Source organism: Sulfurimonas sp. ST-25 (assembly GCF_048079205.1).
Lineage (GTDB): Bacteria > Campylobacterota > Campylobacteria > Campylobacterales > Sulfurimonadaceae > Thiomicrolovo > Thiomicrolovo sulfuroxydans.
On sequence record NZ_CP182225.1, the window covers coordinates 1,012,759 to 1,024,194 of the forward strand.

Annotated in this window: 11 protein-coding genes; 7 read left to right on the forward strand and 4 right to left on the reverse strand. The window is 58.1% G+C overall.

The features are described from left to right. Nucleotides 1-65: 65 nt before the first annotated feature. From ACM66T_RS05155 to lpxD (ACM66T_RS05185), 7 genes are all read left to right on the forward strand, one after another. Entirely contained in the window at nt 66-497 is a 432-nt protein-coding gene (locus ACM66T_RS05155; RefSeq protein WP_416768845.1) for a CoA-binding protein, read from the forward strand. Between the two features lie 5 nt (nt 498-502). Continuing rightward, nucleotides 503-1,714 carry a threonine ammonia-lyase gene (gene ilvA / locus ACM66T_RS05160; RefSeq protein ID WP_231020963.1) on the forward strand — a complete coding sequence of 404 codons (1,212 nt, stop codon included), beginning with the start codon at nt 503-505 and terminating at the stop codon, nt 1,712-1,714. Nucleotides 1,715-1,719: 5 nt separating this feature from the next. Next, nucleotides 1,720-2,640, forward strand: coding sequence for a phosphatase (locus tag ACM66T_RS05165; RefSeq protein ID WP_231020964.1), 921 nt, complete (start codon nt 1,720-1,722; stop codon nt 2,638-2,640). Between the two features lie 419 nt (nt 2,641-3,059). After that, entirely contained in the window at nt 3,060-4,754 is a 1,695-nt protein-coding gene (locus ACM66T_RS05170) for an acetolactate synthase large subunit (protein WP_231020965.1), read from the forward strand. After that, a complete protein-coding gene (ilvN, locus tag ACM66T_RS05175; RefSeq protein ID WP_231020966.1) occupies nt 4,751-5,224 on the forward strand; it encodes an acetolactate synthase small subunit in 474 nt (157 codons plus the stop codon). The genes ACM66T_RS05170 and ilvN overlap by 4 nt, the downstream gene beginning before the upstream one ends. After that, nucleotides 5,225-6,220 (forward strand): UDP-3-O-(3-hydroxymyristoyl)glucosamine N-acyltransferase, encoded by a 996-nt coding sequence (lpxD, locus tag ACM66T_RS05180; protein WP_231020967.1) that lies wholly within the window; start codon nt 5,225-5,227, stop codon nt 6,218-6,220. It begins immediately after the preceding gene. Next, complete coding sequence (gene lpxD / locus ACM66T_RS05185) at nt 6,207-7,157, forward strand: UDP-3-O-(3-hydroxymyristoyl)glucosamine N-acyltransferase (protein ID WP_231020968.1); 951 nt, start codon at nt 6,207-6,209, stop codon at nt 7,155-7,157. The genes lpxD (ACM66T_RS05180) and lpxD (ACM66T_RS05185) overlap by 14 nt, the downstream gene beginning before the upstream one ends. A 115-nt stretch (nt 7,158-7,272) precedes the next feature. Here the strand turns inward: lpxD (ACM66T_RS05185) and ACM66T_RS05190 are convergent, their stop codons facing one another. The 4 genes from ACM66T_RS05190 to speA all read right to left on the reverse strand — a co-directional run bounded on the left by ACM66T_RS05190 (nt 7,273) and on the right by speA (nt 11,425). Then, nucleotides 7,273-8,439, reverse strand: a complete 1,167-nt coding sequence (locus tag ACM66T_RS05190; protein ID WP_231020969.1) for a pyridoxal phosphate-dependent aminotransferase — start codon at nt 8,437-8,439, stop codon at nt 7,273-7,275. 99 nt (nt 8,440-8,538) lie between these two features. Further along, nucleotides 8,539-8,886: a VanZ family protein gene (locus tag ACM66T_RS05195; RefSeq protein WP_231020970.1), complete on the reverse strand. Its 348-nt coding sequence runs from the start codon at nt 8,884-8,886 to the stop codon at nt 8,539-8,541. Continuing rightward, on the reverse strand, nt 8,883-9,581 hold the full coding sequence (gene cysE, locus ACM66T_RS05200; protein ID WP_231020971.1) for a serine O-acetyltransferase: 699 nt from the start codon (nt 9,579-9,581) through the stop codon (nt 8,883-8,885). Before cysE ends, ACM66T_RS05195 begins: the two co-directional genes overlap by 4 nt. A gap of 11 nt (nt 9,582-9,592) precedes the next feature. After that, the gene (speA, locus tag ACM66T_RS05205; protein ID WP_231020972.1) at nt 9,593-11,425 is read right to left on the reverse strand and encodes a biosynthetic arginine decarboxylase; all 1,833 of its coding nucleotides are present in this window, start codon (nt 11,423-11,425) and stop codon (nt 9,593-9,595) included. Nucleotides 11,426-11,436 lie beyond the last annotated feature (11 nt).

Here is an 11,436-nt window from a genome sequence, read left to right on the forward strand (position 1 = left end):
GGGGAAGGGGGCTTTTACCGAAGGGGCAGGAGAAAGTGTTATAATTCCCGAAAAAAAGGAACGATATGGAGTGCGAATTCCCGACGGTAAACGCCAACAGCGATGAGATCAAGGCGATGTTCGAAGCGACCAAGACGATCGCCGTTCTCGGGCTCTCCCCCGATGAGAGCAAGGACAGCCACCGTGTAGCGAAATACCTCAAAGAGGCGGGCTATAAGATCGTTCCTGTCTACCCCAAAGAGGAGAAGATCCTCGGCGAAAAGGTCTACCGCTCCCTGGCTGAGATCCCATTCGAGGTCGATATGGTCGACATCTTTCGCAAGCCGGCGGCCCTGGATGCCGTCGCGGACGCCTGCATCGCGCGCGGCGATGTGAAGTTCTTCTGGGCCCAGAAGGGGATCGTCAATAACGCGGCTGCCGAAAAAGCGGAAAAGGCGGGGATGAAAGTCGTTCAGAACCACTGCACGATGGTCGAACACCGCCATCTTTTGGGATAGTACCGTTGTTCCCTTTCAGCAAGATCGAACAGGCCGCCGAACGCATCGGCGGCGTCGTGACGAAGACCCCCTACGCCTTTGCGCCCTATCTCAGTGAAATGAGCGGCTGCGAGGTCTACCTCAAGAAGGAGAACCTCCAGATTACGGGTGCGTTCAAGATCCGGGGTGCCTACAACAAGATCGCGTCGCTCAGCGACGCGGAACGCGCGCGCGGTGTGGTGGCGGCGAGTGCGGGCAACCATGCCCAGGGAGTGGCGTACTCCGCGTCGCAGTTCGGGATCCGTGCCGTCATCGTGATGCCCGAATCGACGCCGCTGACCAAGGTGGACGGTGTGCGCCATTTCGGGGCGGAAGTCATCCTGCACGGCAACAACTACGACGAGGCCTACGCCCATGCCGTCGCTTACGGTACGGAGCACGGGCTGGAGTTCGTCCACCCCTTCGAGGATGACGAAGTCATTGCCGGACAGGGGACGCTGGGGCTGGAACTGCTGGCGGCGGGCGAACGTCCCGACGCGGTGGTCGTCCCCGTCGGCGGCGGCGGACTTATCAGCGGCGTTGCCGCCGCGGTGAAGCAGATTGATCCCTCCATCGAGGTGATCGGCGTCAGCGCGACCGGCGCACCGGCGATGCGCCAATCCTTTGAAGCGAAGCGGCCGATCGACACGACCTCGGTCCGTACCATCGCCGACGGGATCGCGGTGCGCGACACCTCGCCGAAGACCCTGGCATACATCCTGGAGAGCGTCGACCGTTTTATCGGCGTCGACGACGAAGAGATCGCCAACGCGATCCTCTTTCTGCTGGAAAAGCAGAAGCTCTCGGTCGAAGGGGCCGGTGCCGTCGGCGTTGCGGCGCTGCTGCACAAAAAACTGCCGCACCTCGTTGGTAAAAGGGTCGCCGTCGTGCTTTCGGGCGGGAACGTGGACGTCACGCTGCTCTCCGTTATTATCGAGAAGGGTCTGCTCAAATCGTTCCGGAAAATGAAACTGACCGTTACTCTTGTCGACCGCCCTGGGTCGCTGATGCAGCTGACGGAACTGCTCAAATCCCTCAACGCGAACATCGTGCATATCGCCTACGACCGCACCTCGACGGATCTTGACTACGGGGATGCCAACGTAACGATCCACCTGGAGACGAAGGGCGAGGCGCATCAGAACGAGATTCGCGACCTCCTTCACCACCACGGCTATCTCAGCCAGGAAGGGCACTGACCTCTATGGCCAAAGTCGTTGCGATCGATCTGGGGTCGAACACCTGCCGCGCCATCGAATACGATTGTGCGACGGGCACCTTCGGCCGCGAATGCGAACGGATCGTCAAGACCGCAGACCGAATGCACGAGACAGGCCGTATAGACGAGGGCGCGGTCGAGCGGGTGATCGAAGCGCTCAAAGAGGCGGACGCACTGTTCGACCTGAAGAAGACACCCTACCACGCCGTCACGACCGCGGCCATGCGCATGGCGCAGAACAGTGACGAAGTACTTGCGCGGATTGCCGGGGAGACGGGGGTGCGGTTCGAGGTGATCGATGCCGACCGGGAGGCGTTTTACGCCCTGACGGCGGCCCGCGCGCGCCTGGCGGAACTCGGGATGTCGTCGGAATCGCTCTGCATGATCGACATCGGCGGCGGCTCGACGGAGGTGATCTTCCATCAAAACGGCGAGACGGTCTCAAAGAGTTTTCCCATCGGCATCGTGACGGTGGCCCAGCAGTGCGAAGACCCCGCGGAGATCAGGACCTTTGTGCAGCTTCAACTGCTGCGTGAGGTGTACATTTTTGTGGATACCTACATCATTACCAAGGGACGCCCCCTTACCTTCGTGATGACGGCCGGGACTCCGACGACTATTGCCGCATTCCTGCAGGGAATGACCTACGACAGTTACGACCCCTCCAAGATCAACGGCTACAGACTCAGCAGGCCCGATTGCGAGAAAGCGCTGCAGGAACTGCTGGCGCTGGACGATATGACACGCACGCTTTATGTCGGTGTGGGACGCGAGGCGCTGATCGTCGCGGGGATCGTGATCGTCGAGCTCTTCTACGAAGTACTCGACTACAATGACGCAGTCGTGATCGACGACGGAGTGCGCGAAGGGGTGGCAATAGACTTTTGCAAGGAGGGGGAACGCTAAATCCCTCTTTCCCCCTTATTTAAGCGAAAAACTTACCCCTGTTTAACGATTAATCGACTATAATTACCCCATTTTTATTTATGGGTATTTCCAGCCTTCTTCGCGTTTCTCAGAGCGGTTTTGACGTATGAGATTTTCTTTGTTTCCTGCGAAGGCCTGGCTTGGGCCAAGTCAAGAAGGGAACGGAGGAGAGATCGTACGTCAAAACCCCTCCCGTAGGGCACTGCAGCGAACAACATACTCTGCGTTGCCGCTTTTTGACTTGGCTCAAGCCAGGCCATCAAAGCGTCGCCTTGATTATGCCTTTCGCTGCAGTGCTGAGACCGTGAAGAAAGCTGGAGATACCCATTATTTAGATAGAGTCTCGGAACCGATAGAACACTGTGCTATCTACGAGACGTTTTTACGAGGAGAAAGCCATGCAGATGAGTGGCGCACAGATGGTCATTGAGGCACTGAAACACGAAGGGGTCGATACCGTATTCGGTTACCCCGGCGGTGCCATCATGAACGTCTATGACGAAATATACAAACAAGATGATTTCCAACATATCCTGACCCGGCACGAGCAGGCGGCCGTGCATGCGGCGGAAGGGTATGCGAAGGTAACCGGTAAGGTCGGCGTGGCGATGGTCACGTCCGGTCCGGGCTTTACCAACGCCGTGACGGGAATCGCCGATGCGTATATGGACTCCATCCCTCTCGTCGTTATCAGCGGGCAGGTCCCGATGTCGCTGATCGGAACGGATGCGTTCCAGGAGATCGACTCCGTCGGTATCAGCCGTTCGTGTACGAAGCATAACTACCTTGTCACCGATGCGGCGGACCTTCCGCGCGTCCTGAAAGAGGCCTTCTACCTCGCCGCGACCGGGCGGCCGGGACCGGTCCACGTCGACATTCCCAAAGACGTTACCGCACAGATCGCCGAGTTCGACTACAGCAGACCGGTAGAGATGGAGACCTACAAGCCGACGACCAAAGGCAATGCCCGCCAGATCAAAAAGGCGATCGAGGCTATTGCCGCGGCCAAGCGCCCGCTGCTCTACCTCGGCGGCGGTATCATCAGCGCCAATGCGGCGGACGAAGTCCGTGCCTTCGCGAAAATGACGGGCATTCCGGCGGTTGAAACCTTCATGGCCCGCGGGACGATGGGGGCGGACAACCCGCTCGTGATTTCCATGCTGGGGATGCACGGCTCCTACGCTGCCAACATGGCGATGAGCGAAACGGACCTGGTCATCGGCCTGGGGGCCCGTTTTGACGACCGTGTTACCGGGAAGCTGAGCGAGTTCGCGAAAAACGCCGACATTATCCATGTCGACATCGACCCCGCGAGCATCTCCAAGCTCGTCAACGCGGAGTACCCGATCGTCGGGGACGTCAAGTACGTCGTCGAAGAGATGACGACCCTGGCAAAGGGTAAAGTCGATCCGGAACGTTATGCCCCGTGGCTGGAGACGATCGACCACTTCAACAAACTGCATCCGCTGGGCTACGAAGAGGAAGCGGGTACGATCAAACCGCAGTGGGTCATCGAGCGCATCGGGCAGCTGCTGGGTGAAAAGGCGAACATCAGCACCGACGTCGGCCAGCATCAGATGTGGACGGCTCAGTTCTACCCCTTCTCGCGGCCGCGCCAGTTCATCAGTTCCGGCGGTCTGGGCACGATGGGCTTCGGTTTTCCGGCGGCGATGGGGGTCAAGCGCGGCGATATGGAACGCGTCAGCATCAACGTCACGGGCGACGGCTCGATCCTGATGAACATCCAGGAGCTGATGACGTCGGTCGAGTACAAACTGCCGGTTATCAACGTCATCCTGAACAATCATTTCCTGGGGATGGTCCGCCAGTGGCAGACGCTCTTTTATGACAAGCGCTATTCGGAGACGGACCTCTCCATGCAGCCCAACTGGGTCGGGCTCGTCGAGAGTTTCGGCGGGGTCGGCTACAACGTCGAGACGAAAGAGGAGTTCGACGCCGCGCTCAAAGATGCGGTCGAGAAGAACGTCGTGGCGATGATCAACGTCAGCGTTTCGCGTTTCGAGAACGTTCTGCCGATGGTCCCGGCCGGCGGTTCGCTGTTCAATATGATGTTGGAATACAAGGATAAATGATGCAGAACGAAAGAAGAGTTGTATCGGTCATTTTACAGAACGAAGCCAGTGCCCTGTCGCGGATCACGGACCTCTTTTCGGCCCGCGGCTACAACATCGAGTCATTGACCGTCGCCCCGATCCCGGAATCGAAATATTCGCGTCTCACTATCGCGACCTCCGGTTCCGTCCGGGTGATCGAACAGATCATTAAGCAGCTGCACAAGCTCATCCCGGTCCTGCGGGTCTATGAACACGCCGATCTCGTCGAGAAGGAGATGGCGATGGTCAAGTTCCCGATCGGGGAGAACCTCTCCGATATCGAAACGCTGAGCAAAGCCTACAATGGCAAGATCGTCAATGTCGGCAACGACATGATCATCGCAATGGTCGCCGACGAGCCCAAACGCGTTTCGCACTACCTCGAAGCCGTGAAACGTTTTAATCCCAAAGAGATCGTCCGCAGCGGTACAGTGGCCCTGGAGCGCTAGGTGCGACTCTCTCTTATCGCGGAAACACTCGGTACGCCGCTGCCGGGTGAAGAGCGCGAGATTCGTGCGATGAATACGCTGGCAGAGGCGTCGGCAGAAGAACTCTCCTACCTTTCCGACAATCGCTACCTCAACTCCCTGGAAACGACAAAAGCCGCGGCCGTGCTGGTCAAAGCGGATGCCGTAGATGCCGTTCCGGAGCACTGCATCGCACTTGTCTGCGAGGATGTCTCCCTTAGCATGGCAAAGGCAACGGCACTCTTCGCCCCGCCGCTGATCGATCATGATGCCTCCGAACCGGTTATCGGAGCGGAGAGCTTCATCGACCCGCGCGCTAATATCGAGAAGGGGACGGTGATCGGCAAGGGCGTCACGGTGATGGCCGGCGCCTATGTCGGATCAGGCGTCGTGATCGGCGACGATACGGTGATCTTCCCCAATGTGACAATCTACCGCGACTGCCGTATCGGTTCGCGTTGCCGCATCCATGGCGGCAGTACCATCGGCGCGGACGGCTTCGGCTACGCGCATACGGCCCAGGGCGAACACGTCAAGATCTACCAAAACGGCAACGTCGTCATCGAAGATGACGTAGAGATCGGGGCAAACTGCTCGATCGACCGGGCGCTGTTCAATTCGACGATTGTCCGCCGTGGCGCCAAGATCGACAACAACGTGCATATCGGCCACAACTGCGACATCGGGGAGCACTGTATCTTCGTTGCGCAGGTCGGCGTCGGCGGGTCGACGCATCTGGGCCGCAACTGTGTCGTCAGCGGTCAGACGGCCTTTTCCGATCACCTCGAGATTGCCCCGTTTACGACCTTCACGGCGCGTTCGGGCGTCACAAAGTCTATCAAGGAGAGCGGTAAAATCTTCAGCGGCTACCCACTGATGGAACATCGTCTCTGGACCCGGCTTCAGAGCCGGCTGTCGAAGCTGGCCAAAGAGGGGATCAGCACCAAACGGAGGGCGAAAGCACATGAAACTGAGTGAGTTCTGCCAAAAACTCGCCATTCCCTTCAGCGGGGAGGAGCGGGAGATCAACGGTCTCAACGCCCTGCAGGAAGCGGGGCAGAATGAAGTGAGCTTTTTGGAAAATCCGAAATACGCTTCACAGCTCTCGGGAACGAATGCCGCGGCCGTGTTAGTCACGGAGGAGATGGCGAAAAACCTGCCCGAACAGTGCACTCCCCTGATCGTTGACGAACCCTATATCACACTGGCAAAAGCTTCCGCTTTTTTCGCGCCTCTTCGTCTGGAGCATGACCTGCCTGAAACCGCCGTCGGCGAAGGGACGGTGATCGAAGCGGGTGCCTTTGTCGCCAAGGGGAGCCGTATCGGAAAGCAGTGCCATATCATGCCGGGTGTTTTTGTCGGAAACAACGTTACGATAGGCGACAACACGGTCCTCTATCCCAATGTCACGGTCTACCGCGACTGCAAGATCGGCAGCGACTGTATCATCCATGCAGGGACGGTGATCGGCAGCGACGGCTTCGGCTTCGCAACGACGAAACTGGGCGAGCACATCAAGATCTATCAAAACGGCAACGTCGTCATCGAAGATGATGTCGAGATTGGCTCCAACACGACGATTGACCGCGCCGTCTTCAAGAGCACCGTGATCAAAAAAGGGGTGCGGATCGACAACCTTGTCCAGGTGGGGCACAACTGCGTCATCGGCGAATACAGCGTGCTGGTCTCGCAGGTGGGGCTTGCAGGCTCTTCCAGCCTCGGACGCAACGTTGTCATGGGCGGCCAGAGCGCGACGGCGGGCCACCTATCCATTGCCCCGTTTACGACGATCGCCGCGCGCGGCGGGGTGACGAAGAGTGTCGATAAAGCCAATGTCTACGGCGGATTCCCGCTAATGGAACACAGACTCTGGTTGAAACTCCAGGGCAAACTGGCGCGGCTGCTCAAAGCCTAGGACGCCATCGGCTTCTGCAAATGCGGGAGAGGCACTCTCTTCTTTTTTAAATCTCTAAGTGAATTGTTGTTGGACGTAGTACGAGACGGCGTGTTCCGCCGTCCCGGAAGGCAGATCAGTAGGTTTTGACGAAGTCGGCGATCCGTGCGATCCCTTCGCGGATGTTCTCGATGTCGGTGGCAAAACTGAAGCGGAAGTAGCCGTCCATACCGAAACCGAGTCCCGGGACGACGGCGACCTCTTTCTCTTCGAGCAGGCGCTTGCAGAAAGTGAGGGAGTCTTCCGTGATCTCTTTGATATTGACAAAGAGGTAGAAGGCGCCGTCCGGTGAGAGGACGGAGAGGCCGTCGACAGCGTTGAAGCGTTCGACCGCTTCGTCGCGGCGGGCCATAAAGGCCTGGCGCATCATCTCGATCTCCTCATCCGCAGAACCGTCAAGCCCTTTGAGGGCAGCGTACTGAGTGATGGAGTTGATGTTGGAAGTGCTCTGGCTCTGCAGTTTCTTCGTCGCTTTGATCATCTCCGCATCCGCAGAGGCCATATAGCCGAAGCGCCACCCTGTCATCGCGACGGATTTACTCAGCCCGTTGATGGTGACGGTACGCTGGAACATATCGTTGCTGATCGCCGCGGCGGAGGTGAACTCCCCTTTGTAGATGAGCTTTTCGTACATCTCGTCGCTGGCGACGATGATGTCGGTACCCTTGAGGACTTCTGCCAGACCTTCAAGCTCTGTTTTGGAGTAGACGGCGCCCGTCGGGTTGGACGGCGTCGTGAGGATCAGCATCTTCGTTTTCGGCGTGATGGCATTGCGCAGCTGCTGCGGTGTGATCTTGAAGCCGCTGGCATCGTCGGTCAAGATCTCGACCGGAGTGCCGCCGCAGTATTTGACCAGCTCGGGGTAGGTGACCCAGTAGGGTGCGGGGATAATCACCTCGTCGCCTTCCTGGATCGTTGCCGAAAAGAGGTTGAAGAGCGAATGCTTGGCACCGTTGTTGACGATGACCTGGTTCATTTCGTAGTGCAGGCCGTTGTCGCGTTTCAGTTTCTCGATAACCGCCTTTTTCAGTTCCGGGATGCCGTCGACGGCCGTATAGCGGGTCTTGTCGCTTTCGATGGCGGCGATAGCGGCATCTTTGATGACGCGGGGCGTACCGAAGTCTGGTTCGCCGGCGGAGAAACTCAGCACGTCCTTGCCCTGGGCACGCAGCTCTTGCGCGAGGGCCGTGACGGCGATCGTGATCGATTCGGAGAGGACATTTACTCTATCGGTCAGTTGCATTCTATGCCTTTTGGCGGGAAAAATCCCTAGTGTTAAATCCTGAAATTATACCACTATAAGCATAAGGGCAGTGTTGAAAAAGGTCTGTCGGAGCGAAATTTAAGCGCGGCGCGCTCTGAGGCGGTAAACGAGGAGGTGAAGCAGCATCGCGGCCGTCAGGGCGGCGGCGTCGACGGCGACATCGGACAACGAAGCGTAGCGATTCGGTAGAAAGGCCTGCACGGCTTCGATCATGACGCCGTAGCCGAGCAAGAGCGCACCGCGCCAGCGCCATGAAAATGCGGGGTAGGCAAAGAGATGGAGCAGATAGAGGGTAAAAAATGCGGCAAAGTGGTTGAGAATATCGCTAAAGGAAACGATCTCCGGCAGCGGCTCGTACGTCGGGATGAAGGCGAGAAGGGTGACGGTAAGCAGTGTTACGGCGAAGAGGAACTTCGCGGCGTTCATTTCATCGCTTTGAGGAAGGAGTCGTAGATATGCTCCAGCTCGAGGTCCTGTTCGAGGATTTCGGCGTTGTCCTGCATCAGGATATGCTCGAGGACGGCGACCCGCTTGAGCAGGTACTCGAAGAGCTCCTTGTCGATGTCGGGAAGTTTGTTGTGGCTGAGCGGGTCTTTGTCACGCCCCTTTTCGATGATGCGCGCCGGGATGCCGACGGCGGTGGAGTTGTCGGGAACCGGTTTGACAACAACGGAGTTCGAACCGATCTTGGCGTTTTCACCGATAATGATGTCGCCGAGCACCTTCGCACCGGCGCCGATGACGGCGTTGCTTTTGATCGTCGGGTGGCGTTTGCCCGGGGTAAGGCTGACCCCGCCCAGGGTCACGCCCTGGTAGACGAGGACGTCATCTTCGATAATACAGGTCTCCCCGATGACGACGCCGATGCCGTGGTCAATGAAGAAGCGACGGCCGATCGTCGCGCCCGGGTGGATGTCAATGTTGGTCAATACCTGGTTGATGGCCATGATGAAACGGGCGGTCCGGCGAAACCCTTTCCGGTAGAACCGGTTGGCGATACGGTACCAGGTGACGGCCCAGATACCGGGGTAGTTAAAGAAGAGTTCGAAGCGGCTGCTGATCGCGGGGTCGTTGCGGTAGACGTTCGAAAAATCTTCTCTGATCTCAGCAAACAGTCCCAATGCGAACCCCTTTATTTCGTTGTACGCAAGTAGCCGTTTTGCGCCAGAAAGTGTTTAAGTGTGGAAAGTGTATCACGGTTTTCTTCCTTTGTCATAAATTCGGATTCGGCGATACGTGTTTCAAGTTGTTTTAATACGGTGGCCGGGTCGTACTCGAGATTATCAAGGATCTCGAGGATATCTTCGGCCTCGTCGAGGTTGGTGAAGCGGTAGCCGTCGTCGTCGATCAGTACCGTCGCTTCGCTGGGATGGCTGAAGAGGTTGTGGTGCATCCCGAGGGTCTCCTGGTAGGCGCCGACGTTGAAGAAGCCGAGGAAATACTCCTCGACGTCCAGGTCGACGTCGTGCAGGTAGAGCGGCGCCGTGGGATCGAAGCCGATCTCCCCGTCACTGTCGCAGGTGATGTCCCACAGCGACGCGGCACGGATGGCCGGCTGTTCGAGCCGGTCCAGCGGCATGACGGGAAAGTGCTGTTTCAGCCCCCAATAATCGGGCATGCTCTGGAAGAATGAGCTGTTGACGAGGTAGCGCTCCTGCAGCCGCTCCTGCAGCCGTTCGATCTCGGGCAGCTGGTTGCTCTGCTTGAGGTAGAGCGCTCTTTTGATAATCAGGTGCACCAGGGTTTCCGCGTTCGAGCGGTCCTGAAGGTCGATGTAGCCCAGCTCGAAAAGCTTGAGCAGGGATTCGAGGTGGTCAAGCGCGTCGTGGAGGTACTCAATACTGTTGCCCGAGGTGAGCATGTTGTTCAGTTCGAGCAGCTCCTCGATCAGCGGCGGGTTAACCTCCTTGAGTTTGAGGGAACGCTCCTGGTAGTCGTGGGAGAAGAGCTCCAGGACCGGCGTGACGAGGACGGCGTGCGACGCGGAGATGAAACGGCCCGACTCGGTGACGATGTTGGGGTGTTCGACCCCTTTGGCCTTCATAATACCGCCGAGCAGGAAGACAACGTCGTTGGCAAACTCTTTAAGGCTATAGTTGCGCACCCGCTGCGCCGGGTGCTGGGCATATTCGACGGAGAGGCCGCCGCCGATATTGATGGCGCGCAGGGCATCCGCCCCCATCCGTTTGAGCTCGGCGTAGATGTTCCCCGCTTCGCGCAGGGCGCGCTTGAGCGGGGCGATCTCATCCATCTGCGACCCGATATGGAAGTGGAGCATCGTAAATCGGTCAAGCAGGTTGTGGCGTTTGAGCAGGTCGAAAGCTTCGAGCAGCTCGGTCGAGGTGAGGCCGAATTTGGCCTGCATCCCGCCGCTTTTGGCCCAGATGCCGCTGCCGCCGCTGTGCAGACGAATACGGATACCGATATTCGGGACGCGGAAAGAGGTGTTCTCGGCGACTTCGATGATTGATTCGAGTTCGCCGATCCCCTCGATGGTGAGGGTAATATTGTGCCCCATCTGTGCCGCGAGGAAGCCCATGGTAATCATCTCGACGTCTTTGAAGCCGTTGACGGTAATCGGTGAGCCTGTCGGGGTGTTGGCCATGGCCAGGATCAGCTCCGCCTTGGAACCGGCCTCGAGGCCGTACTTGTGATCCTTGCCCGCTTCCACGATGGACTTGACAACCTCCGGGTACTGGTTGACTTTCAGCGGATAGACGGCTTTGAAGCGCCCCTGGTAGTGGTTTTCCTCGATGGCCCGGTTGAAGTGGCCGTAGAGGGCATCGATCTGTTTGGAAATGAGGTGGGGGAACCGGAGAATAACGGGACCGGTAATCCCCTCAGAACGGATCTGCGCGGCAATATCGATGAGCGCGGGAGAGCTTTTGTAGTTGATGTGGGCTTTCCCGTCGCGAATGATGAAGTTTTGGTCACCCCAGATATCGAGTCCGTAGGGCTGTTGCATGTGTGTGCTTC